The organism is Flavobacterium sp. 22659, assembly GCF_052044235.1.
Taxonomy (GTDB): Bacteria; Bacteroidota; Bacteroidia; order Flavobacteriales; family Flavobacteriaceae; genus Flavobacterium; species Flavobacterium johnsoniae.
Genome location: NZ_JBQEMU010000011.1, coordinates 45,128 through 68,967, shown reverse-complemented (window position 1 = coordinate 68,967; position 23,840 = coordinate 45,128). Strand labels below are relative to the sequence as shown.

At 32.9% G+C, this 23,840-nt stretch carries 22 protein-coding genes; 10 read left to right on the top strand and 12 right to left on the bottom strand.

The annotated features are described in order from the left end of the window. Nucleotides 1–30 precede the first annotated feature (30 nt). The 6 genes from ACTJIW_RS12750 to ACTJIW_RS12725 form a co-directional block, all read right to left on the bottom strand. The gene (locus tag ACTJIW_RS12750; RefSeq protein ID WP_440714468.1) at nt 31–684 is read right to left on the bottom strand and encodes a murein L,D-transpeptidase catalytic domain-containing protein; all 654 of its coding nucleotides are present in this window, start codon (nt 682–684) and stop codon (nt 31–33) included. 133 nt (nt 685–817) lie between these two features. Then, nucleotides 818–2,050: an ATP-dependent Clp protease ATP-binding subunit ClpX gene (gene clpX / locus ACTJIW_RS12745; protein WP_012023779.1), complete on the bottom strand. Its 1,233-nt coding sequence runs from the start codon at nt 2,048–2,050 to the stop codon at nt 818–820. Between the two features lie 182 nt (nt 2,051–2,232). Continuing rightward, nucleotides 2,233–2,907, bottom strand: coding sequence for an ATP-dependent Clp endopeptidase proteolytic subunit ClpP (gene clpP, locus ACTJIW_RS12740; protein ID WP_012023778.1), 675 nt, complete (start codon nt 2,905–2,907; stop codon nt 2,233–2,235). Between the two features lie 281 nt (nt 2,908–3,188). Beyond that, nucleotides 3,189–4,511, bottom strand: a complete 1,323-nt coding sequence (locus ACTJIW_RS12735; RefSeq protein ID WP_274252373.1) for a trigger factor — start codon at nt 4,509–4,511, stop codon at nt 3,189–3,191. Between the two features lie 115 nt (nt 4,512–4,626). After that, nucleotides 4,627–4,971: a phage holin family protein gene (locus ACTJIW_RS12730; RefSeq protein ID WP_440714469.1), complete on the bottom strand. Its 345-nt coding sequence runs from the start codon at nt 4,969–4,971 to the stop codon at nt 4,627–4,629. Nucleotides 4,972–5,063: 92 nt separating this feature from the next. Beyond that, the gene (locus ACTJIW_RS12725; RefSeq protein ID WP_012023775.1) at nt 5,064–5,828 is read right to left on the bottom strand and encodes an alpha/beta fold hydrolase; all 765 of its coding nucleotides are present in this window, start codon (nt 5,826–5,828) and stop codon (nt 5,064–5,066) included. Nucleotides 5,829–6,035: 207 nt separating this feature from the next. Between ACTJIW_RS12725 and ACTJIW_RS12720 the strand changes: the two genes are divergently transcribed. Further along, complete coding sequence (locus ACTJIW_RS12720) at nt 6,036–7,355, top strand: hypothetical protein (RefSeq protein WP_440714470.1); 1,320 nt, start codon at nt 6,036–6,038, stop codon at nt 7,353–7,355. A 49-nt stretch (nt 7,356–7,404) separates the two neighbouring features. Here ACTJIW_RS12720 and ACTJIW_RS12715 read toward each other — a convergent pair whose 3' ends face one another. The 3 genes from ACTJIW_RS12715 to ACTJIW_RS12705 form a co-directional block, all read right to left on the bottom strand. Continuing rightward, nucleotides 7,405–8,259 carry a DUF4249 domain-containing protein gene (locus ACTJIW_RS12715; RefSeq protein ID WP_440714471.1) on the bottom strand — a complete coding sequence of 285 codons (855 nt, stop codon included), beginning with the start codon at nt 8,257–8,259 and terminating at the stop codon, nt 7,405–7,407. A 3-nt stretch (nt 8,260–8,262) separates the two neighbouring features. Continuing rightward, nucleotides 8,263–10,533 carry a TonB-dependent receptor gene (locus ACTJIW_RS12710; RefSeq protein WP_440714472.1) on the bottom strand — a complete coding sequence of 757 codons (2,271 nt, stop codon included), beginning with the start codon at nt 10,531–10,533 and terminating at the stop codon, nt 8,263–8,265. A 78-nt stretch (nt 10,534–10,611) separates the two neighbouring features. After that, nucleotides 10,612–11,325 (bottom strand): pyridoxine 5'-phosphate synthase, encoded by a 714-nt coding sequence (locus tag ACTJIW_RS12705; protein WP_121362279.1) that lies wholly within the window; start codon nt 11,323–11,325, stop codon nt 10,612–10,614. A gap of 116 nt (nt 11,326–11,441) precedes the next feature. Between ACTJIW_RS12705 and ACTJIW_RS12700 the strand changes: the two genes are divergently transcribed. From ACTJIW_RS12700 to ACTJIW_RS12670, 7 genes are all read left to right on the top strand, one after another. Further along, a complete protein-coding gene (locus ACTJIW_RS12700) occupies nt 11,442–12,101 on the top strand; it encodes a CBS domain-containing protein (protein WP_440714473.1) in 660 nt (219 codons plus the stop codon). A gap of 84 nt (nt 12,102–12,185) precedes the next feature. Then, on the top strand, nt 12,186–13,070 hold the full coding sequence (locus ACTJIW_RS12695; RefSeq protein ID WP_073407864.1) for an NAD kinase: 885 nt from the start codon (nt 12,186–12,188) through the stop codon (nt 13,068–13,070). A gap of 172 nt (nt 13,071–13,242) precedes the next feature. Continuing rightward, nucleotides 13,243–13,932: a DUF6089 family protein gene (locus ACTJIW_RS12690; protein ID WP_440714474.1), complete on the top strand. Its 690-nt coding sequence runs from the start codon at nt 13,243–13,245 to the stop codon at nt 13,930–13,932. 4 nt (nt 13,933–13,936) lie between these two features. Further along, complete coding sequence (locus ACTJIW_RS12685; RefSeq protein ID WP_073408329.1) at nt 13,937–14,677, top strand: isoprenyl transferase; 741 nt, start codon at nt 13,937–13,939, stop codon at nt 14,675–14,677. After that, nucleotides 14,610–17,387 carry a BamA/OMP85 family outer membrane protein gene (locus ACTJIW_RS12680; protein ID WP_073407866.1) on the top strand — a complete coding sequence of 926 codons (2,778 nt, stop codon included), beginning with the start codon at nt 14,610–14,612 and terminating at the stop codon, nt 17,385–17,387. The genes ACTJIW_RS12685 and ACTJIW_RS12680 overlap by 68 nt, the downstream gene beginning before the upstream one ends. A 42-nt stretch (nt 17,388–17,429) precedes the next feature. After that, nucleotides 17,430–18,455 carry an OmpH family outer membrane protein gene (locus ACTJIW_RS12675; protein ID WP_012023765.1) on the top strand — a complete coding sequence of 342 codons (1,026 nt, stop codon included), beginning with the start codon at nt 17,430–17,432 and terminating at the stop codon, nt 18,453–18,455. 14 nt (nt 18,456–18,469) lie between these two features. Next, complete coding sequence (locus ACTJIW_RS12670) at nt 18,470–18,973, top strand: OmpH family outer membrane protein (RefSeq protein ID WP_012023764.1); 504 nt, start codon at nt 18,470–18,472, stop codon at nt 18,971–18,973. Between the two features lie 154 nt (nt 18,974–19,127). On the opposite strand, the gene ACTJIW_RS12665 is transcribed toward ACTJIW_RS12670, so the two are convergent. After that, nucleotides 19,128–19,331, bottom strand: coding sequence for a class IIb bacteriocin, lactobin A/cerein 7B family (locus ACTJIW_RS12665; protein WP_440714475.1), 204 nt, complete (start codon nt 19,329–19,331; stop codon nt 19,128–19,130). 87 nt (nt 19,332–19,418) lie between these two features. Here ACTJIW_RS12665 and murI point away from each other — a divergent pair, with 87 nt between their 5' ends. Next, nucleotides 19,419–20,198 (top strand): glutamate racemase, encoded by a 780-nt coding sequence (murI, locus tag ACTJIW_RS12660; protein ID WP_012023763.1) that lies wholly within the window; start codon nt 19,419–19,421, stop codon nt 20,196–20,198. 2 nt (nt 20,199–20,200) lie between these two features. On the opposite strand, the gene ACTJIW_RS12655 is transcribed toward murI, so the two are convergent. Next, entirely contained in the window at nt 20,201–21,439 is a 1,239-nt protein-coding gene (locus ACTJIW_RS12655) for an OmpP1/FadL family transporter (RefSeq protein ID WP_440714476.1), read from the bottom strand. Further along, nucleotides 21,440–22,768, bottom strand: coding sequence for a DUF4270 family protein (locus ACTJIW_RS12650; RefSeq protein ID WP_440714477.1), 1,329 nt, complete (start codon nt 22,766–22,768; stop codon nt 21,440–21,442). It abuts the gene before it with no gap. A gap of 281 nt (nt 22,769–23,049) precedes the next feature. On the opposite strand from ACTJIW_RS12650, the gene ACTJIW_RS12645 reads away from it, so the two are divergent. After that, the gene (locus tag ACTJIW_RS12645; RefSeq protein WP_440714478.1) at nt 23,050–23,832 is read left to right on the top strand and encodes a DUF6268 family outer membrane beta-barrel protein; all 783 of its coding nucleotides are present in this window, start codon (nt 23,050–23,052) and stop codon (nt 23,830–23,832) included. Nucleotides 23,833–23,840: the final 8 nt, after the last annotated feature.

Genomic DNA, 23,840 nt, shown 5'->3' with positions numbered 1-23,840 from the left:
TTCATTAGAAAGAAAAATATTTTTGAAAACTTACGATTTAATGATCCACATCAGAACATTTTTATTTGTTTTCAAAAGTTCATCAATTTCTTTCATGCTTTCGTTTGATACAGCAGGACAGCCCCAGCCTTCAGGGGTTCCGTATGGGTAAACCTCATCTTTTGGAACGGCTTCCCATGAATGCAGTACAATAGCTCGTTTTCGGGCATTAGAATTACTTTTTTCTTTTCCTTGCAAAACATAATTGACTTTTATTCCCCACTGGCTTACACCGCGATCTAAAATGACGTATTTACCCAGTGACGAACAATGCGAATCAAATTCGTTGCTTATTTTCGGCTTGTCTTTAGAATAGGTTCCTCCCCAGGGACTATCGCCGCAACCATGACTTACCATATAAGATTTTGAAATAGTATTCTCTTTAAAATCGTACACAAAGAATCTCTTGTAACCAGAATGCAATCCTAAATCAATGAGAATAAATTTATCTGTATTTAAATTATTTTGCAGAGCGTATCCTTTTGCTTCTGCATAATATTTACCGTAATCAATTTCAATTCTGGGTGTCTGTTCTGCAATTATTTCTGTTTTGTTTTCATTTTTAGAAACTAAAATCTCTTTATTATCTTTTTGGCAGCAAGAGAGAATCAAGACCATACCAATTACAAAAATCATATTTTTCATGTTTACAATTTACCCAAAATCCAAAACGGAAATCTTACTTTAAAAGTATAAAAAAACCTGTTCAAATAAATGAACAGGTTTAAAAGTGAAACTTTGTAAAAGTTTAAAATTTCGACAAAGTTATCTAGAGATTTTACGAAGCAATTTCCATGCGCTTCAATAAGTTTTTACTCAAAGTATGTTCTGCATAATCTTTATCGATTGATAAAATTTTATCATCAGAACTTGGTAATTCATACATCGCATCTGTTAAGATAGCTTCACAAAGCGAACGTAATCCACGGGCTCCTAATTTATATTCTAAAGCTTTATCTACAATAAAATCTAAAGCTTCATCTGTAATAGTAAATTCAACTTCATCCATTAAAAATAACTTCTGATATTGTTTTACTAATGCATTTTTCGGCTGTGTTAAAATCGCACGTAAGGTTTCCTTATCTAAAGGATCCATGTGCGTTAAAACTGGTAAACGGCCAATTATCTCAGGAATTAATCCAAAATCTTTAATGTCTTTTGGAATAATATACTGCAATAAATTGTCTTTATCGATATTGTCTGCATTTTTTGAAGTCGAATATCCAACTGCCTGACGGTTTAAACGTTTTGAAATAATACGTTCTACTCCATCAAATGCTCCTCCTGCAATAAACAGGATATTTTGAGTATTTACTTCAACAAATTTCTGGTCTGGGTGTTTACGTCCTCCTTTTGGCGGTACGTTAACAACTGTTCCTTCTAATAATTTTAACAAAGCTTGCTGAACACCTTCTCCAGAAACGTCACGTGTTATAGACGGATTGTCGCTTTTGCGGGCGATTTTATCTATTTCGTCAATAAATACGATTCCTCTTTCTGCTTTGGTTACATCATAATCTGCAGCTTGTAAAAGTCGGGTTAAAATACTTTCAACATCTTCTCCTACGTAACCTGCTTCTGTAAGTACAGTTGCATCAACAATAGCCAAAGGAACATCTAACATTTTTGCAATAGTTTTTGCAACCAATGTTTTTCCTGTTCCGGTTTGTCCTACCATAATAATGTTACTTTTTTCAATCTCTACTTCGTCGTCTAATTGCTGCTGCATTAAACGTTTGTAGTGATTGTAAACAGCTACTGACATTACTTTTTTTGTCTGATCCTGACCAATAACGTATTGGTCTAGAAAAGCTCTGATTTCTTTTGGCTTTTTTAGAATTAAATCACCTACAAGTTTTGCACTTCCGCTTGATTTTAATTCTTCTAAAACAATTCCGTGCGCCTGCTCAATACACTTATCACAAATATGTGCATTTATACCGGCAATTAATAAATTAGTTTCTGGCTTTTTTCTTCCACAAAACGAACATTCTAATACTACTTTTGCCATTCTATATTTAGTTACTAAGCTGCAAAGATACTAAGTTTCTAAGCTTTTTGATTTTAAAACTTTAAAACTTAACACCTTTACAGCTTAATATTTATTTTTTGTTTCAAATTTCAAGCTGCAGGTTCCAAGCTGCTTAGACATCTTGAAACCTGTAACGTGAAACATTTTAAGCTTTGATAAAATTATCCTCTTCTTAATACTTCGTCGATCATTCCGTATTCTTTTGCTTCATCAGCAATCATCCAGTAATCACGCTCACTATCTTTATGAACTCTTTCGAAAGACTGACCTGAATGTTGTGAAATAATGTGATATAATTCATCTTTCAATTTCAACATTTCACGTAAGTTAATTTCCATGTCTGTTGCTACACCTTGTGCACCTCCAGACGGCTGGTGGATCATAACTCTTGAATGTGGCAGAGCCGAACGTTTTCCTGCTGCTCCTGCACATAATAAAACTGCTCCCATAGAAGCTGCCATTCCTGTACAAATTGTTGCAACGTCTGGCTTGATATACTGCATTGTATCATAAATCCCAAGACCTGCATAAACGCTTCCTCCTGGAGAATTTAAATAGATTTGGATATCTTTTGATGCATCGGCACTTTCTAAGAATAATAACTGCGCTTGTACAACATTTGCAATCTGGTCATCGATACCTGTTCCTAAAAAGATAATTCTGTCCATCATTAATCTTGAGAAAACGTCTAGAATAGAAACATTTAATTGACGTTCTTCAATAATATTTGGAGTTAAATTCGTCGGCGTCATAGCGCTGATGATTTTGTCATAATACATGGCATTTACTCCGTGGTGCTTTGTAGCAAAATTTTTAAATTCTTTACCGTAGTTCATATTTTTAGTTTAAAGTTGAAAAGTCTAAAGTCAAAGTGACTTAAACGAATTAAACAAAGTTCATACCTTTTTATAAAGGATGCCAATTTGTCTTCTTTTTATAATAGAAGTTTCGTATTTGAAATTTAAGAAATAATAATTCAAAAACAAGAAGTTTTAAAACAAAAAAAAGAGCGTCAAAAATATCTTTTGACGCTCAAATATAACCTTTTTTTATCTTTCAGTTTCTGTAATAAAATCTTAAATTTTGACTTTATAACTTTTGACTTTCAGACTTAAATTTATTCTCCGTAAGAAGCAGCAATAAATTCATCGTAAGTAACCTCTTTAGTTGTTGGGTTAGCTTTTTCTTTGAAGATATCTAACATCTTAGCCGCTACAACCTGCTCAGAAAGTCTTTTCACTTCGTCCTGGTTAGATAAAACTCTAGCCACGATTCCTTGAACTTCTTCATCTGATGGGTTAACTTGTCCAAATTGAGCCATTTGCTGTCTAATTGCGTTTGATGTAAACTCTTTTAAATCATCAAATGTAATTTGGATATTACTTTGAGCTAATGCTTTTCCTTCGATTAATTGGAAACGCAGCCCTTTTTCAGATCTTGCGTATTCAATTTCAGCTTCTTCTGCAGAAAGTTTTTTCTCTCCAACAGTTTGTAACCATTTTTTCAAGAATTCAGCTGGTAAATCAAATTTTGTATTTTCGATTAAGAAATCCTGAACATCTAATAATAATTTTTGGTCAGCCTGCTGTGCAAATTGTGCTTCAGCATCTTCTTTAATTTTAGCTTTTAAATCTTCTAAAGAAGCAACATTTCCTTCACCAAAAAGTTTATCAAATAATTCCTGGTTTAATTCAGCTGGCTCAGAACCATTGATAGCTTCGATAGTAAAGTTTACTTCAACATCTAAACCGTGAACACCTTCGTGACCAACTTTTAAATAATCCATTAATTGGTGATCGTCATCAAATAAACCTTTTGTGCTTACTGTAACAACATCTCCAACTTTTTTACCTACGAATTGTTTTTGAGCTTTTTTACTGAAAGCACCAACTGAGATTGTAGTTGTATTATTGATTCCGTTTGCTTCACTAGAGAAAGTTCCGGTTAAATCTGAATCAGCTTCAGCTTTATCTTGTGGAATTGCTTTTCCAAATTGTTTTTGGATACGCTCAACTTGTCCGTCGATTAATTTATCGTCAGCAGTAACGATATATTTTACGATATTATTTTTAGCTTCAAGATCAATTTCGAAGTTTGGCACTAAACCAATTTCGTATTCGAAAGTTAATTCTTCAGCATCCCAGTTAAAGTTTTCGTTTACTTTAGCAAGAGGAGTTCCTAAAAGATTTAGTCTTTCAGATTGAATATAACGCTCTAAAGCCAAATCAACTACTTTTTTGATCTCTTCCTGCTTAATAGCTTTTCCGTATTGTTTTTCAACAAGATCTTTAGGCACAGCCCCTTTTCTAAATCCTTTTACTTGCGCTAAAGGCATTTTTTCGTTAATTCTTTTTGCTACTTGACCTTTATAATCCATATGAACAACGTTCATAACAATTGTCTCGTTAACAGCGTCTATTGCTACTCTTTTAATATCCATCTTCGTTCTTTAATTTACGTAATAAAATTGGGTTGCAAAATTATAAAATTTTTGCAACCCAACCAAGTTTTTAATCTATTGTATTTGAAGCAGTTTTAATGGCTCCATTTGTTTTTTATTTATCGTCTCCCAGTATTTTATAAGTTATAGACTGCAGAACAGACAAAATAACACTGAAAATTAACGCCGTCCAAAACGAATCGACTGCAAAACCGTCCACAATATTAGTACACAACAAAATAATTACTGCATTGATAACTAATAAAAATAAGCCCAGTGTAACAAGTGTAACCGGCAGAGTTAAAAGAACTAAAATTGGTTTAATAAAAATATTCAGCAATCCTAAAACTACTGCAACAATTACAGCCGTACCAAAACTAGCAACACGAACTCCTGACAAAAGGTTAGACAATAATAAAACCAAGGCAGCAGTAACAAGGAGTCTAAGTAATAATTTCATAGTTATTCAGGTTTAAAATTTATTTAAAAATAATGATTTTTATATTGTTCAACGACCGAAATCTTATTTTTTTAACCGCAGATTAAAAATTATTACTCTTTCAAAAATGCTGTTGTCAATTCAAAAAACATCTTTGGATTTTCGGCATGAAGCCAATGTCCTGCATTTGGAATAGTTTCTAATTTAAAATTTGGGAACTGCGTTTTAATAGCATCCAAATCTGAATCCTGAATATAACCTGAATTTCCTCCTCTTATAAATAAGGTTGATTTATCAAATTTCAGGTTTTCTGCCAAAGGTTTTCCAATAGCATCGAGATTATTATTAAATGCTTCTAAATTGAACCTAAATGCTAATTGCCCGGGTTCTTTCCAATATAAATTTTTCAATAAAAACTGGCGTGTCCCAAAATCAGAAACGTATTGAGATACGATTTCTTCGACATCATTTCTACTAGGTTTTACCGAAAAATCGACCGCATTTAGACCTGCCAAAATATCCTGATGATGCTGTTTATAGAATCTAGGGCCAATATCTGCCACGATCAATTTGTCTACAATTTCAGGATGCAGTGCTGCAAAAAGCATAGCCACTTTTCCGCCCATCGAATGTCCCAGAATATCAATTCTGGTTAATTGGTTTGCCTGACAATACTCAAAAACATCCTGAACCATGGCTTCATAACTCCATTCATCTGAATGAAAACTGCGCCCGTGGTTTCTTAAATCTAAAATATGAACCTGAAATCCGGCTTCTACATATTGTCCTGCTAAGGTTTTCCAGTTATCAGACATGCCGAGAAATCCGTGCATGATGATAAAAGGTTTTCCTTCGCCTTCTATTTTTGAGTATAACATTTATTTTGTCTTTAAAATTCTTCTACAAATGTAAAAAACTTATCTATTAAACACTTGTAGAATATATTCTCAAAATATTTTTTATGAAAAAGATTAACAGAAAAAAGTTTACTTTTTTACGTGTTTCCGTAAAGTTTAGAAGATTTTAAAAGCTATCTTGCGCCCCAAAAAACAAAGCCAATAATTTCATTTAATTAAACACAAATCATGATTAAAAAATTCCTTTTAGCATCATTAGTTTTATCGCAGCTTATGGTTTCATGTTCTAGTGACGAAACTACACCAGAAACTGAACCAGAAGTAGTTGTTCCAGAAAAACCAGAACCAGAAAAAACCTTAGAAGAGCAGATTGCTGAACTTCTAAAAAAACCTTATTCTGAACTAACTCCTGATCAGCAAAAAACAAAATTAGAAGCAGAAGCTAATGAAATGCTTGTTCAATTAGACAAAACAAAGAAATTAAGTGCTCTTGAAACTATTGAAAATCTAACTAACCTGCTTAACGAAAGCCCTGTTGATATTTTTAATGGAAAAAGTAACAATGGTATTGAAGAAGCCTTAACGGTATCAGGTGCTTATGGCGTATACACTTGGAACAGTACTCAAAAAATCTGGGTAAAAACAGCTTCATCTACTGAATTAAAATTTGTTTTTCCTGCTAAAAAAGCACAAACTACCAACAACGCAATTTTTACTGTAAAAAGTACTTCTTCTGATATTAAGTATTTAACTATCGATACTTATGGAGAATGGGCATGGAATTCTGCTGCGGGTAACTATACACAAGTTAAACCAGATTTAAATGACTGGTTCTATTTACCAACATCTGGAGATGCAGTTTTAACTATCGATAATACACAAGCTGCTATTTTTACACTTACTGCAAAATATGCTGATGGTAAACAAGTTCCAACTGATCTTGCTTACAAAGTAACTCTAAATGATGGTTATACTTGGGAAATGAGCAGTACAAAAGCAGTACAAAACACTGCAAAATCAACTCTTACTTACAATGGTAAAAACCTAATTTCATTTACTGGCGGAAGCAGTACTGAAGTTGATAAATTAATTGGCAATGATGAACTTGGCCAGTACAGAGGTAAAGCAAATGGTTTAGTTACATTATTGGATAATTTTGTTATTATTGCTGACATGAATCTTTCGCAAGACGCGGCTGATCGTATCGCATTGGATAAAAATGTTCCGCATCCTGCTTACAGCTCTGATAATTACGCTTCTAATATGAGTACTTACAATAGAAAAATCGCTGAAGGTAAAGCAGCTAATTTCAACAAGAATATCAAATTAATCTTAGTTTCTAAAAAAGATGGAACTAAAATCGCCGATATTGTACAGCATGCAGAAAAAGAGGATAATGGTTATAATTCTGACATTGAATACTATAATGCTGTGAATTATTTAAAATTCAACGATAAAACTGAAGTAGAAATGGGTGTTTATTTCTCAAAAGGATTTGACACTTTCTATACTAAGTTTAATGATTTTGCTGCAAGTTTTCAAAAGTAATATATCTTTAAAATAAAAAACAAAGCCGATTTGAGTTATTCAGATCGGCTTATTTTTTAGCAGGTGTTTTTACAATTATGGTGCTTTGCCCATATCCTGCCCAAATGCCAATTCCTCCTTTTATATTCGATTTCAAACTTGTGTTTGATGGATAAATAGGATTTTTGCTGTTTACGATTTCGTTTTGCCAGCTATTCCAGAAATCTAACGCTTCTTTTGTCTGCGTTCGTAGTTTTACATGAATCACACTTCCATCATTAAAATAAGGTTTGAGTTGTGTTTCTGGAAATAATATTACTCCCCTGTTAATTTTTAATGCAACCGAAGGACTTTCAAAATTCTTATCATCCAGATTACCATAAAATGAAGGGACAAAAATGGGCTCTTCCCCTTCAATTTTTGTTGCTATCTGATAGTAGTTTTTTTCATTAAGAGGATCATCAAATTTTACAAAAATATAACCTGTAGTATCCGTAGGTTTTTCTTTTACATATTCAGCACTAATAAGAGGCACCGATTTTGGAATTGTAGTAACTGCTTCTACTACGCGGTTCAAATATTCAATTTTAATAGAATAATCTTTTCCAGCTTCGCCTTTTAATGTATTTCCAAAATAAACAAATGGCGGAATTCTGTTTTTATCATTTTTTACTCTTAAAACTTCTGAATTCTGACCGTCAGAAATTGTGATTTTTGCAGACCTGATAACGTGCTGTAAAACATTTGTGGTGTCTACAACATCTGTAACCGGAATACTGCTCGACAGTAAAACATTGGCAAAATCACCCTCTTCAATCCAGCCTTCAACCACTATTTTAGATTCTTTGCTTTTTTGAACGCTTACATCATCATTAGAACAACTCAAGAGCAAAAAAGAAAAAAACAAAATGATATATTTTTTCATAATTTAAAATTTAAATCGCCAGCTTATTGAAGGCAAAATTCGATATAAAACCTTTTTATCCTGTGTAACTAATATTTCATTTTTATTATCAGTAGTTCTAACATTTAAAACCACATAAATAGGATTTGATATATTGAAAGTATTGTAAATAGAGAAATTTAATGCGCTTTCTTTTTTTGCTGTTTTTATAAAATAATAATTGGCAGAGATGTCTGTTCTAATATAATTTGGCATTTGAGCATTATTATATCCTGAATATTCCTTCACCGGATTATTGTTTATAAAATACCAGGAAGTCGGCATTGTAAATCGATTTCCAGAACCAAATATCTGGGTTACTCCAAAATTCCACTTTGCGTTTAAATCATACATTCCTACTACAGAAAGACTATGCCGCCTGTCATACTTTGCAAAATATGTTTTTCCGTTATTTAATTCATCAAAATTTCGCTCAGACCAGCTTAAGGTATAACTAAGCCAGCCCGTAAATTTTCCGTTGCTTTTTTTGAGCATCATTTCAAATCCATACGCTTTCCCTTCGCCCACATACAAATCATTTTTTAAAGTTGTAGTTTCATTAAACTGCGTTATTCCATAAGGGTATTCGAGCAGATTTTTCATCGAACGGTAAAATCCTCCAAAAGAAGAAGAAAAATTTCTGGTAATATTTTGGTTTGATCCAATTGAAAATTCATTTGAAGATTGCGGCTTAATACCATCCGAACTTGCAATCCAAAAATCAGTCGGGATACCTACGCTTGAAGTTGTAATTAAACTCAAATATTGATACTGTCTATTGTAAGAAGCATAAAACGAATATTTTTCGTTTGCATAATAATTCAACACCGCTCTCGGCTGAAAATGCAGATACGAATTTGCTCCAGAATTGTAATAATTAATTCGAAGACCTAAATCTGCGGTTACATTTTCAAACAATTTGGGTTTTGCGTTTGCAAAAATTGCTGCTTCATTGGCATTAATCACTCTTTGCGAATTATTATCAATCGTTGTCAGGTTTTCTACATTTACTTTTTGAGGCTGTAAATTGTGATAAACATATTGTAATCCTGATTCAAATGGGATATTATGAATCGAAAATCGAACTGCATTTGCAAACCCAAAATCCTTTACATAAGAAGAAACCCCAAAATGAATCGCTGCCTGTTCCATATCTAAATCATTAGAATAATGACTAAAATAAACAGAATTAGACATGCTTACTTTAGGAGAAAATGTCGTCGTTAAAGATGGTGATACTGTAAAGTTATTCCATTTTAAATTGGTTTGAAGTGCCAGATCTCCATCTTTAACTTTCAATTTATCTCCACTATAAAAAGCATCAAATGAAAATAAATTCTTTGTAGAAATTTGAGATAAAAAAGTAAAGTTTGCATCAGAAAAACCATATTTCATATCCTGAACATCGTTTTCTGAATCTGATTTTAATAACGGCCCCACAACTTCATCAATATACGTTTTTCTGCCAGAAATATAGAAACCATTTTTATCGTTAATCGGAACTGCTAATGTTAATTGCGAAGCCAAAATTCCGGCATTTCCCTGAATTGAGAACTCAGAAGGTATTTTTTTATTGGTATTTAAAAGCGTTGTAGAACTCAAACGTCCGCCGTATTTTGCATTTGAGCTTGATTTATCAAATTCTATATCTTTAATATGATCTGTATTGTAGAAAGGAAATATTCCCAGTAAATGCGACATTCCATAAATTGGCGTTTCATTATACAAAATCGCGTTGTGTCCGGGATCGCCGCCCCTAACATATAAATAACCATTTGCATCGCCTGAATTTTGCACTCCGGGCGTTAGCTGTAAAAGTTTTATAACATCTGTTGTTCCTAAAAGCGTTGGAACGGAGTTTAGGTCTTTTAGATTAAAAGAAAGTTTTCCGCCTGACAAGGTTTTAATTCCGTTTTTCTTATCATTTGAAATAATTACTTCTTTTAACTGAGCAATATCTTTTTCTAAAATAATAGAAAACATGGTGTCCTTTTGAACACTGCAGTAAATTGTTTTTGAAGTAAAACCTAACTGATTAATCGTTAAAGCCATATCCCCCGCAGGAATACTTTCAAAAAAGTTACCTAAAGTGTCGGTAACTGCATGTTTTTGTTTTTGATTTATTTCAAATAAAACATGGACACCTGCAAGAGTCTGGTTGTCAGAAGATTTTACATTTCCTGTGATCTTTATATTTGACTGCGCAAAAATGTTTGAAAAACAGAATAAAAAAAAGAGTATAACAGATTTTGACACGTAAATTTTAATAAGAAAAGTGCGAAAGTAAACAATTATAACCCAAATACATCAGGTTATAATTGTTTAGTTTTAATCTTATTTCAATTTATTCAAATACATATTAACCACATTATCCAAACCTAGGTAAAGTGCCTCAGAAATCAATGCGTGTCCAATAGAAACTTCTAATAATCCCGGAATGTTCTGCTTAAAGAACTGAATATTATCTAAACTTAAATCGTGGCCGGCATTAATTCCTAAACCTAATTCGTTTGCCAATTCAGCTGCTTTTACATACGGGTCGATTCCGTTTTTATTTCCCAAATCATATTGATGTGCAAAAGCTTCGGTATACAATTCAATTCGGTCTGTACCTGTTTTTTTTGCACCTTCGATCATTTCTAAAACAGGATCAACAAAAATCGATGTTCTGATTCCGTTTCTTTGAAATTCCTGAATTACTTCTTTTAAATACTCTTGGTTTTTAATAGTATCCCAGCCGGCAGAAGATGTAATAGCACCAATTGCATCCGGAACAAGAGTAACCTGATCCGGTTTACATTCTAAAACCAAATCAATAAAATTATGCTGCGGATTTCCTTCAATATTATATTCTGTAGTAACAATTGCTTTTAAATCGCGTGCATCCTGATAACGAATATGACGCTCATCCGGACGCGGGTGAATCGTAATTCCCTGCCCTCCAAAACGCTGAATATCGGCAGCGACCTTTAATAAATCTGGAACATTTCCGCCTCGAGCATTTCTCAGCGTTGCAATTTTATTGATATTAACACTTAACTTTGTCATATAAATAGATAATTAATTCAAGTAACACTATATTTGTTACGACAAAAATACAAAGTAAAACGCAGCAGTTTTTGGTATTTTTTGATTATTTTGCATCAAATATCTTCGATTGATTTATGACAGAAATTACAAACTATATCACAAACGATTTCAGAGCGATTGATAGTCAGGAAACGATAGCCTCGGTTCAGGATTTTTTTATTGATGTAAATTTTTCTCATTTTCCGGTTTTAGAAGATGGGATTTTTATTGGAAGCATCTCTTCTGACGATGTCGAAACTTTTGACACAGATAAAAAAGCAATTGACTATAAATATACTTTAGAACGTTTTTTTGCCAGAAAATCGATGATCTGGCTTGATGTTCTGGAAGTTTTCGCTAAAAACCACACTAACATAATTCCTATTCTAGATGAGAATAATAATTATATAGGTTATTATGAGATAGAGGATATTATGAAATTTTTTCAGGAAACTCCATTTTTAAAAGAACAAGGCGGTATTATTATTGTTCAAAAGGGACTTTTAGATTACTCTATGAGTGAGGTAACGCAGATTGTAGAAAGCAATAATGGTAAAATTCTGGGCTGTTTTATTTCTGAAGCTGATGTTGAAAATGTTCAGATCACGATAAAAATAGGCTTAGGTGCTATAAATGAAATTATTCAAACTTATAGACGATATGGTTATGAAATTATTTCTGAACATCAGGAAGACAACTATATTAACAGCTTAAAAGAACGCTCTGATTATTTAGACAAGTACCTTAATATTTAAATTAGAAAATTTGTCAATGAGAAAATTATTTCACTTAATGAAATTATCAAATTGACACATTTTCTCATTATCTAATTAGAAAGAATGAAAATAGCCATTTACGGACAATATTACCAAAACAGTACAGAACCTATTATAAAAGACATTTTCGCGTTTTTCAATTCCAATAATGTGGAAATGGTGATCGAAGAAAATTTCCTTAATATGCTCTACGAAAAGCAGCTTGTAAAAAAGGATTACAAAACTTTTCCGTCGAACTCTGCTTTAGACAACAGTTTTGAAATGCTTATAAGTATTGGCGGCGACGGAACTATTTTAAGAGCCGCAGCTTTTGTTCGTAATTCAGGTGTTCCGTTGTTAGGAATAAATGCCGGCCGATTGGGTTTTCTTGCGAAGGTTCAAAAGGAAAACATCGACATTTTACTGCAATATGTTATTAACCAAAATTATACAACTTCAGAAAGAACTTTATTGGGCTTAACATGTGAACCTTATAATGAAGCTTTTAAAGAACTTAATTTTGCCATGAACGAAGTTACAGTGAGCAGAAAAGACACAACTTCGATGATAACGGTAGAAACCTATTTAAACAATGAGTATCTAAACTCGTATTGGGCAGATGGTTTAATTATTTCAACACCTACAGGTTCAACAGGATATTCATTAAGCTGCGGCGGACCTATCTTGACGCCAGATGTAAAAAGTTTAGTAATTACGCCAATTGCACCACATAATTTAACCGCCAGACCACTTGTTATTCCAGACGACACCGAAATTATGCTTCGCGTAACAGGCCGTGAAGACCAGTATTTAGTTTCTCTGGATTCAAGAATTTCTTCAGTAAAAAACGAATCTGTTCTTAAAATCAAAAAAACCGATTATAAAATCAAAATGGTTGAAATACCAGGCGAAACTTTCTTAAAAACATTAAGAAACAAATTGCTCTGGGGAGAAGACAAGAGAAATTAAACTCTTTTCTTGTTCCAACTATACGATATTACTATATTTTCTCGTTCTGCATGTAGTGAATCATCATTAAATGTCTCAAAATCATATCGTAAATTGAAAAAAAAGCACATTTAACTAAAGGAACGTTGATTCGTATCGATAATTATTATATTTGCACGCAATTCTGAATTAAATGAAGAAAATTTTTAATTTATTGTTATGTTTTTTCCCTTTTATAACACTGCATGCTCAAATAAACGAGCTTGGTGTTTTTATTGGCGGAAGTAACTTTGTTGGTGATGTAGGAAGTACAACTTACATTAACCCTGATAAGCCGGCTATTGGTATTTTATACAAATGGAATAGAAGCCCAAGACATTCTTATCGTTTTTCTTATACACAATCTACGATTGCAGCAAACGACTTTGACTCTGATGAAACAGGCAGAAACAAAAGAGGTTATCGTTTTAAGAACAATGTAAAAGAATTTTCAGCTGGTTTAGAATTCAATTTTTTCGATTTTAATCTGCACGATTACCATACAAAAGTTACTCCTTATATATATTCGGGTTTAAGCTTTTTTCTATACGACGGGTTGTATCGATATTCATCAAACCCTAATAACATACAAAGTGTTAACTCAAACTCATTTGCCATACCTATGATTTTGGGTATAAAATCAAATGTAACACCGCATTTTGTTATAGGAGCCGAAGTTGGGGCTCGATATACTTTTACAGATAATATCGATGGAAGTAATCCTAATACCAGCAACGCAAACATTCTAAAATTTGGAAATTTAAATAATAATGACTGGTATGTCTTTTCGGGTATTACTCTAACATATACCTTTGGACAAAAACCTTGCTACTGCGCAGAATAATAAAATGAATTTACTAGACTCAATAGATCAATCAAACTTACCAAAGCACCTGGCCATTATCATGGACGGAAACGGACGCTGGGCCAAACAACAAGGCTTTTTAAGAGCTTTTGGCCATGAAAATGGTACAAAATCTGTAAAAAAAACAATCACAACCTGCGCCAAACTTGGTATCGAGTATTTAACACTATACGCTTTTTCTACAGAAAACTGGAATCGTCCAAAATTGGAAGTTGAAGCATTGATGAAAATATTGATCAACTCTTTAAAAAAAGAGCTCGTTACACTTCAGGAAAACAATATTAGGCTTAATGCAATTGGAAATCTTGAAAAATTGCCAAAAACTGCACAAAAGGAACTTTTAGATGTTATCGACAAAACGAAAAACAATACCAGACTAACCCTGACTCTTGCTTTAAGTTACGGATCCAGAGAGGAATTGGTAAACGCCGTTAGAGCAATAAGCGATAAAGTTAAAAATAATATAATTTCAATAGACACTATTGACGATTCAATTATAAATGAGCATCTTTACACGCAAAATTTACCTGACGTAGATTTATTAATACGAACAAGTGGAGAACATAGAATAAGTAATTTCCTGCTGTGGCAGATTGCCTATGCTGAATTGTATTTTACTAATGTCTTGTGGCCAGACTTTAAAGATCAAGATTTATATGAGGCTATTATTAGTTATCAAAAAAGAGAACGTAGATTTGGAAAAACCAGTGAACAAATTAAATAATTTTTTAGTGTTACAAAAAAGAATACCACAAATAATCTGTACCCTTTTATTATTGGGTAGTTTTTCACAAATAAAAGCTCAAGATAGAGTTCCTTTTGATCAAGGGAAAAAATATACTCTGGCTAAAGTATCTGTAGTTGGTAAAATAAGCTTCAATGAACAAACTGTAGTAACCTTTTCGGGACTGCAAAAAGGTCAGGAAATCACCGTACCCGGTGAAGAAATCACAAGTGCAATTAAAAAATTAGGTAAACTTGGTCTTTTTGACGAAATTGCCTTTTATATTAATAAGGTAGAAAACGATAGTATTTATTTAGACTTAAATATTGTCGAACTTCCTAAATTAAACGAAGTTAAAATAACTGGTGTTAAGAAAAGTAAGATTGAAGGATTAATTAAAGACAACAATTTAACCAAAAATAAAATTGTCAACGAAAACTTAATCACGACAACAAAAAACTACATCGAAAACAAGTATAAAAAAGATGGTTTTTACAACACAAAAGTTGTTATTACAACCACTCCTGACACTACTGCAGGAAATCAGGTAAACATGCTTGTAAGGGTTGATAAAGGTGATAAAGTAAAAATCAGCAGTATTGACTTTACCGGAAACAAACAGCTTTCAGACAGCAAACTTAGAGCTGCAATGAAAGATACAAAACAAAAAAATGTACTGCGCGTTTTTAAAGCTTCAAAATTCATTCCTGAAAAATATAAAACTGATTTAGAAAAGGTTATCGCTTCTTATAAAGAAAAAGGATACCGTGATGCCCGCATTATTTACGATTCTGTTATTTACAACAAAAAGAAAAATATGCTTGCCATCAAAATTGATGTTGAAGAAGGAAACAAATACTACTTTGGTAACATTAAATTCTTAGGTAACACTGTATATTCTGACCAGCAGTTAAACCGTTATTTAGGTATTAAAAAAGGTGAAACTTACAATGGTGTATTATTAGAAAAAAGAATTGCTGATAATACAAAACCAGACGGAGAAGACATTACAAACTTATATCAAAATAATGGTTATTTATTCTCTAAAATCAATGCTGTAGAGGTAAAAACAGTAAACGACACAATTGATTTTGAGATTAGAATTACCGAAGGTCCAATTGCATATTTCAACAAGATATATGTAACAGGAAATGATAAAACAAATGACCACGTAATTTATCGTGAGTTAAGAACTAAACCAGGAAACAAATACAGTAAAGAAGAATTAGTAAGAACAATTCGTGAAATTGGTCAGTTAGGATTCTTCGATCCTGAGTCTATCAAACCAGAATTTAGAAACGTTGACCCAGCTGCAGGAACTGTTGATATCGAATATCAATTAGTAGAAAAAGGATCAAGCCAGGTTGAGCTTCAAGGAGGTTACGGCGGCGGTGGTTTCATTGGAACCTTAGGTTTATCGTTCAACAACTTCTCTGCAAGAAAATTATTTGACAAAGATGCTTACAAACCTCTTCCAATGGGAGACGGTCAAAAAGTAGCACTTCGTTTACAAGGAAGTACATATTTCCAAACCTATAGTTTATCATTCTCTGAACCTTGGTTTGGAGGTAAAAAACCAGTACAATTCAGTTCATCTATCTCTTATAGTAAGCAGTTTAATTACAATTATTCATCAAGAGACGTAAACAGAAGCCAAAGTTTTAATATTTTTACAGTACAAGTTGGTTTAGCGAAACGTCTTACAGTTCCTGATGATTATTTTGTACTTTCACAGTCTGTAAGTTACCAGCATTATGATTTAAATAATTACTTTACAGGATTATTTACATTTGGTAACGGAGCGTCAAGAAACTTAGCATATACTATTGGACTTTCAAGAAGTAATAAAGGGGTTAACCCAATATTCCCAACGTATGGTTCAGAATTTAGTATTTCTGCAAAAGTAACACCTCCATACTCTCTGTTTAACAATATAAACTATGGGGATTTACAAAACCAAAAAGAATATAAAACACAATATACAGGAACAACAACCACAACTGGTATTGACGGACAGGCAATAAACCCAGGTGATTACACTAAAACTGAAACAGTAAATGGCCAGTCAGGAACTGTAAGTGTTGGTTCTGATTATAAAAGTGCAGATACAGATGTTGGAAAAGTCGATCAAAAAAAATACAACTGGTTAGAATATTATAAAGTTAAATTTAAAGCTGACTGGTATACGAAAATATATGGTAAGTTAGTCTTAAGAACTTTAACTGAGTTTGGTTTCTTAGGAGCTTACGATCAGTCAAGAGGAGTTGTACCGTTTGAGCGTTTCTATTTAGGAGGAGATGGAATGGCGCAATACTCAATGGACGGTAGAGAAACGATACAGTTAAGAGGTTATCCTAATAACTCATTAACACCAATTATTGAAGACAGAAATAGTTCTAGATACGGACAGCAGATTGGAGCAACAATTTATAACAAATTCTCTATGGAATTACGTTACCCAATTACATTAAAATCATCTGCATCTATTTATGCATTGACGTTTTTAGAGGCAGGTTCATCATATCCAACGTTCAAGGATTACAATCCGTTTGACTTGAATCGTTCTGCTGGTGCCGGTTTACGTGTATTCATGCCTGCATTTGGATTATTAGGTATTGATTTTGGTTATGGATTTGATGCTCTTCCAGGATCTACTACTAATAAAGCAAATGGCTGGGAAACACACTTTATCATAGGACAACAATTTTAGAAATTATACGTTTGGTTAAAAATCGACAAATAAAGTAATGTTATGAGAAAACAATTTTTATTTATATTTTTAGCCTTGATTGTAGCTAATACAAGTCAGGCACAAGGCAAGACAACTAGAATTGGCTACATTGATATGGAGTATATTCTGGAAAATGTTTCTGATTATAAAGAAGCAAAATCACAATTGGAGCTTAAAGCCCAAAAGTGGAAACAAGAAATAGAAGCCAAAAAATTAAATATAAATTCTCTTAAAGAAGGTCTTAAAACTGAAAAAGCTTTATTGACGAAAGAATTAATCGAAGAAAGAGAAACTGAAATTAAATTTCAGGAAAATGAAATGCTGGATTATCAGCAAAAGCAATTTGGGGCCGACGGAAATTTAATGAGACAGAAAGCAGCTTTAGCAAAGCCGATTCAGGATCAGGTTTTCACCGCTGTTCAGGATATTGCAGAGGCTAAGAATTATGATTTTATTTTTGATAAATCATCAGATTTGACAATGCTTTTCAGTAATAAAAGATTCGACATCAGCGATCAGGTGATTCGTATTTTAAACAGAACTGATAAAAGAGAGCAATTGAATAAAAAACAATTGAAAGAACAAGAAGCAAAAGAAAATCGTGAAAATGAAATTGATGAAAATCCGGCAATGGCTGATCGTCAAAAAGCATTAGATGAAAGAAGAGCCGCGAGAGAAAAGCTTATTGAAGACAGAAGATTAGAACAGGAAGCGAAGAAAAAAGAATACGACGACAGACGTAAAGCGATGCAGGCCGAAAGAGATGCGAAAAAAAATGGCACGGTTTCTGAAACTGCAAAAACAACGGAAGCGGCAAAAACAACCGAGGCTGTAAAAACAGATGCGACTGCAAAACCTGCATCGACAACTGAAACAACTACAACTCCGGCAGAAACCGCAGCCAGTAAAGCAGAAGAAAGACAAAAGCTTTATGAGCAGCGCAAAAAAGAATTAGAAGAAAGAAGGAAAAAAATACTCGAAGAACGAGAAGCGGCTAAAAAAGCAAAAGAGGCCGAAACACAAAAAACAAATACGACCAATAATTAATTAATATTTTAAAAATGATGAAACAAATCAAAACTTTACTAATTGCTGCAATACTAGTTTTAGGAGCAAGTAACACAATGAACGCACAGGCTAAGGTTGCCCATGTTGATGTTAGCGAGATTATGTCGAAAATGCCTGCGATGCTTGATGCTCAAAATCAACTGCAAAAATTAAGTGGGACATATGATGCTGAATACAAAAAAATGGTTGACGAATACCAAACTAAAATCAAAAAGTACGAAGCAGAAGCTGCTACAGTAACTGAAGCTGTAAACGGAGATCGTTCTAAAGAAGTTCAAGATATGCAAAAAAGAATTGTTGATTACAGAGACAATGCACAAAAAGAACTACAACAAAAAGAAACTGATATCGTAAAACCATTAATGGAAAAAGTAAGAGCTTCTATCCAAAAAATTGGAAAAGCTAAAGGTTTCCAATACGTATTAGATGGTTCTACTCTTTTATTAGCTGATGGTCCAAACATCACTGCTGATGTGAAAAAAGATTTAGGATTCTAAGAAAAACGATTCTGATAAATTAAAAAACGGCTCAAACTTAAAAAGTTTGAGCCGTTTTATTTTAAGGTATTTCTCTGTAAAGTGATAAGGCTTATTAAATTAAAAAAAAAGAAGTCTGAAATAAGGCTCCTTTTCTTCAACACACAAAAGTGTATTAATTTTTTGGCGGACATTTAGTTCCTGATGGAAAACATTCCCAAATAGGTTTGTGGATTTCATCAAATCCCACGATACAAGCGATACCGTAGCACTCTGGAGCATTTCCTCCATTAATTTTTTTAAGCTCTTCTTTAGTCAGCTTTTCAGATGACAAATTTTCAATAATTTTCATAGTGTTATTGTTTTTTGGGCGAAGCATAAATATAGTATTTTATTTACAATAAAATATCTTTTTATTTAAAAAAAACCAAATTGCAGAGAAAGTAAAAAATACTAATTTTGTAATATGACAAACAATAATCCTATAGGCGTTTTTGACTCTGGAATTGGAGGAACCTCCATTTGGAGTGCTATTCACGATTTACTTCCAAACGAAAAAACAATATATTTAGCAGACAGCAAAAATGCTCCTTATGGTCAAAAAACCAAAGAAGAAATTGTTGCACTAAGCAAAAAAAATGTAGAGTTTTTATTAGAAAACAATTGCAAGCTCATTGTTGTAGCTTGTAATACTGCCACAACAAACGCTATTAGAGAACTGCGCAATGATTATGACATTCCGTTTATTGGAATTGAACCTGCTATAAAACCTGCCGCTACTAATTCGAGAACACAGGTTATTGGAATTCTGGCTACAAAAGGAACTCTTAACAGCGAGCTTTTTAATAAAACTGCCGAAATGTTTCAGCATACTACAATTATTGAGCAGGTGGGTTATGGATTAGTCCAGTTAATTGAAGATGGGAATTTAAATTCACCAGAAATGACTCAATTACTTGAATCTTATTTACAGCCAATGATTGACGCTAATATCGACTATCTTGTTTTAGGATGCAGTCATTATCCCTATCTGATTCCGCAGATAAAAAAGATTCTTCCGGACCACATTCAGATTATAGATTCTGGAGAAGCAGTAGCAAGACAGACTCAAAATGTATTACGCGAAAAAGCTGGATTTACTGATGGTAAAAACAACAGCGATCCTGTGTTTTATGTAAATTCAAATCCAGCAGTATTAAAATCAATTTTAGAAAACAAATATCCTGTAATAGAAAAAGATTTTTAAGATTATTCAAATTTTCGTTTTACAAACCAAATTCCGTCTAAAGACAAATTGATAGATAACTTGTGATAATTTTCTTTAATCAAATCATTCGCAATTCTTCCTTTTTGTCCGTAAGAATACGAAATATTTAAAGCTGAAAAAGTGTTTTCAATTGGCAGTCTGATTCCAATAGAAATTGACGCATCGTTAACTCTTTTACCATCAACTTCCAGATAACCAGTATCAAAATTAGCTCCTGCAGAATATTGCACCCTGTCCCAATATTTTCGGAAATTTCTCTTTTCATTAAAATAAGTAAGACCAAAGGCAAATCTGTCCTGATTGACAAACTCTCCGTATAAATCAGACTGTTTGGTGTCTTTCCATAAACTCTTCTGATAGTCGAATGTCGTAGTCAGGACTTTTTTAAACTTTTTACTAATCCCCACTCCTATTTCTGAAGGCAGATAATAATCATCAACATCTGATGCCACATCAGTTTCAATAGCATTGTAAACATCATCAGTAATCGTTTCAACAGTTTGTATTTTTGAACTCTTAATTTGTGCCGGAAGTTTAAACGTTGCCCCAATAGTAAGCGTTGAATCAATTTTATACTGCATTCCTAGAGTAGCGCGAAGACCGTTATAATCTGTCTTTTTATGAACATTTGTAATTGAATTTAAAATCGAAAATGTTCGGTCATCCACAACATTCCCAAACAGCAAAGCTGCAGAAGCTCCTACCGATAGTTTTTCAGTTACACGATATCCGTATGAAAAATCAAAATTATTCAATCCGCCTGAGCCTCCCGCCGTTAAATAATACGATTCATTACTATCAGCTATAGGCAGTTTCAAATTTGAAATCTTGTATGATGCGCTTGAATATGGACGCAGTGCAACGCTGAATGCTGATCTTTTAGTAATAGGAAATGCAAAAGCAAGATGCGAAAACTGAAAATTATTACGCTTCTCGCTTCGGGAATTATTTTGATAGGTTGTCGCAATGGCTTTTCCACCAACATCCAGCATAAAATGATTAAGAGGCATTGATCCTAATGAAGCCGGATTGAGGTTATTAATAAAATTATTGGATGGCAGTGCAATTCCAGATGATCCAATTGAAGGAATTGAACCAAAATCAGAATCGTATAAACTTCCCACACCATATAATGAATATGGAGAACTTAATATACTTTGTGAAAACGAAGTAAGCGACATTAAAATGAAGCAGCTAAAAAAAACTATTTTATTTTTCATTTAATATGAGATGTAATAAACCTTAATTTGAATTTTATTTTGCGAATGCTTTTGATCTCCTAAAACAAGTCTGTCAACTGATTTAGATATTCCTGGTAAGGTTAAAATTAATGCAGACCTGGAATCAGAAGCTTTCAGCATTTCTTTCTGTAGAAAATTCCCTAACGGTATTGTATATCCAATATTTTCATTGAACTCATCGCTTTTTTTATTTAAAATTCCATAAACAGAATTTCCTGCAGCATTGAGCAAAGGACTGCTGATTCTGTTTAAATTATCTCCCACATAAACCTTTAAGGAATCAGACAGCGGATATTTATCTGAATACGAATTATTAACCGGTTTTAAGAACAGCTGTGCATCGACAATTGCGCCATTAGCAGAAATATATTTAAGCTGCTTTATATTTGGGAAATCGATCCTGCAGGCTACTCCAGTGCCAGATTGAATAAATCCCTGCCTATTGGTCTGCGAACTCGAAAGCCTTTGGGTAGAAATGGGCAAATTTTGAATTATTGTTCCGGTTTTATCCAGCGAGACAGAATTAAACTGTTTAGAGACATCTGCAATAGTAAAATCTAAAATAAGCGAATCATCATCATTATCGGCTTGATATTTAGAATAGTACAACCTCACTTTGCTCGTTGAAACATTAAACCCAATTGCACTTGATGAGTTAGTTCCGGACGGCACTAATACAAGTCCTTTTAGATACTCTGTAAAATTGTCAAAACCTGTAATTTCTCTTTTTTTGATTTTCTGAAAAATATCTTGTCCAAACGCGTCGCTCATTCTAATATTTATCGAATCCTTCTCTGTTGGTCTGGGTTTATATGAAATTGTTCCCAGAACTTCATCACTGTAAGTCAAAGTAGAATTATTATAAAAACTTTTATCGTCTACGTTTGGTTTTACTTTTTGAGTTAAACGATGGATGTCGAATTTTTGAACCTGAGTTGTATCACCATAATAATAGTTATCGTATTTTAAAATCATTGAAATCGAATCAAAAACAAAATTAACCGCTTCCGTATCTGACCCTGAATTACTCAACGAATACGAACTGCCGGAAATTTGAAAATAGCTGTTCGATTTTATTTTCCCAAAAATTGGATCATCGTAATTTCCAACTAAAATTCGGCTCTGACTTGAAGTTACAAGCGAATCAAAATTTATTGTAGACATTTCAACCGTAACGGTATCAACCATTACAACTTTATTATTGAGAGCAAGATAATCTGATCCAACAACAAACTCGCCGGCATCAGTATCTGTACCGCATGAAAATATAGTAAACGCAAAAAACAGCATTAATAAAAACTTGCCCATAATCAATTTTTTTGGCAAATATAAAAGGCACTATTCTGCAGTTCACTATAACATATACAGGCAAGCATATTTCGACTATAAATGGCGGTAAAACATCTACAGTACATTAACTGCTTTCAATATTAGATTCAGCCTTAAAAAACGGGATTTAGTCTATCAAAAAGCGTCATACATATATCTTCTTTTTTTTAAAACCTTCGTCAGCCTACTTTTGAGCCAATAAATAAGTAATGAAAATAAGGTTTATAATTTGTTCCGTTTTTTTAATGTCAATATTAAGTATGAAAGCTCAGGAAAAGTTTTCGGTTAATATCGATTTAAAAACAGAACCTACTGATAAAATTGATTTTAATAAAACTAATGCGGGAGTGTTTTTTAGCCGAACAATAAGTTCTAAAAGCAGTATAAAAAATACATTATCGTATACTAATCTGAATTTGAGTTATGATAAAGACAGCTTTAAAAGTATAGACCAGTTACGCCAGATTCAGGATAAGTTTGAATTTTCTCATGAAATACTAAATGCCGTAAAACTAATTTTTTCGCTTACGCCAACAGCAAATTTTCAGCACAATTTAGATTTTTCTGATTTGTCGCTTTTAGGAAGTTTTGAAATCAGCAGACAGCTGAATTCAAAAACGACTTTAAATATAGGAGCCTCAAGAACGGCAGTTTTTGGTAATCCGAAATTCCTGCCTGTGGCTTCATTAAATTATAAAATAAACGAAAATGCAAATTTGCTGGTTGGTTTTCCAGATTCAAAAATTTCATATTCAAATAACATCCGAAACAAGTTTAGCCTGAACAATAGTTTTAATGGGAACTTTTACAATTTAGATGTTCAGAACAATATAAATAACAATGCTGCAAAAGCAGTGCTTTCGCAAATGACGACATCATTTGAATATGAAAGAAATGTCGAAAAAAACTGGTTTTTGAATTTCAAAGCCGGATATGATTTTGACAAAAAATATAAACTTACTGACAGTAAAGACCATACCGTTCATGATTATAATATTGGCAATGGATATGTTTTAGGAATAGGGATCAAATACAAACAATAAAATAAATT

Coding starts and splice junctions, on each gene's coding strand:
- ACTJIW_RS12750 (WP_440714468.1), bottom strand. CDS start 684: ATGAAAAATATGATTTTTGTAATTGGTATGGTCTTGATTCTCTCTTGC.
- clpX (WP_012023779.1), bottom strand. CDS start 2,050: ATGGCAAAAGTAGTATTAGAATGTTCGTTTTGTGGAAGAAAAAAGCCA.
- clpP (WP_012023778.1), bottom strand. CDS start 2,907: ATGAACTACGGTAAAGAATTTAAAAATTTTGCTACAAAGCACCACGGA.
- ACTJIW_RS12735 (WP_274252373.1), bottom strand. CDS start 4,511: ATGGATATTAAAAGAGTAGCAATAGACGCTGTTAACGAGACAATTGTT.
- ACTJIW_RS12730 (WP_440714469.1), bottom strand. CDS start 4,971: ATGAAATTATTACTTAGACTCCTTGTTACTGCTGCCTTGGTTTTATTA.
- ACTJIW_RS12725 (WP_012023775.1), bottom strand. CDS start 5,828: ATGTTATACTCAAAAATAGAAGGCGAAGGAAAACCTTTTATCATCATG.
- ACTJIW_RS12720 (WP_440714470.1), top strand. CDS start 6,036: ATGATTAAAAAATTCCTTTTAGCATCATTAGTTTTATCGCAGCTTATG.
- ACTJIW_RS12715 (WP_440714471.1), bottom strand. CDS start 8,259: ATGAAAAAATATATCATTTTGTTTTTTTCTTTTTTGCTCTTGAGTTGT.
- ACTJIW_RS12705 (WP_121362279.1), bottom strand. CDS start 11,325: ATGACAAAGTTAAGTGTTAATATCAATAAAATTGCAACGCTGAGAAAT.
- ACTJIW_RS12700 (WP_440714473.1), top strand. CDS start 11,442: ATGACAGAAATTACAAACTATATCACAAACGATTTCAGAGCGATTGAT.
- ACTJIW_RS12695 (WP_073407864.1), top strand. CDS start 12,186: ATGAAAATAGCCATTTACGGACAATATTACCAAAACAGTACAGAACCT.
- ACTJIW_RS12690 (WP_440714474.1), top strand. CDS start 13,243: ATGAAGAAAATTTTTAATTTATTGTTATGTTTTTTCCCTTTTATAACA.
- ACTJIW_RS12685 (WP_073408329.1), top strand. CDS start 13,937: ATGAATTTACTAGACTCAATAGATCAATCAAACTTACCAAAGCACCTG.
- ACTJIW_RS12680 (WP_073407866.1), top strand. CDS start 14,610: ATGAGGCTATTATTAGTTATCAAAAAAGAGAACGTAGATTTGGAAAAA.
- ACTJIW_RS12675 (WP_012023765.1), top strand. CDS start 17,430: ATGAGAAAACAATTTTTATTTATATTTTTAGCCTTGATTGTAGCTAAT.
- ACTJIW_RS12670 (WP_012023764.1), top strand. CDS start 18,470: ATGATGAAACAAATCAAAACTTTACTAATTGCTGCAATACTAGTTTTA.
- ACTJIW_RS12665 (WP_440714475.1), bottom strand. CDS start 19,331: ATGCTTCGCCCAAAAAACAATAACACTATGAAAATTATTGAAAATTTG.
- murI (WP_012023763.1), top strand. CDS start 19,419: ATGACAAACAATAATCCTATAGGCGTTTTTGACTCTGGAATTGGAGGA.
- ACTJIW_RS12655 (WP_440714476.1), bottom strand. CDS start 21,439: ATGAAAAATAAAATAGTTTTTTTTAGCTGCTTCATTTTAATGTCGCTT.
- ACTJIW_RS12650 (WP_440714477.1), bottom strand. CDS start 22,768: ATGGGCAAGTTTTTATTAATGCTGTTTTTTGCGTTTACTATATTTTCA.
- ACTJIW_RS12645 (WP_440714478.1), top strand. CDS start 23,050: ATGAAAGCTCAGGAAAAGTTTTCGGTTAATATCGATTTAAAAACAGAA.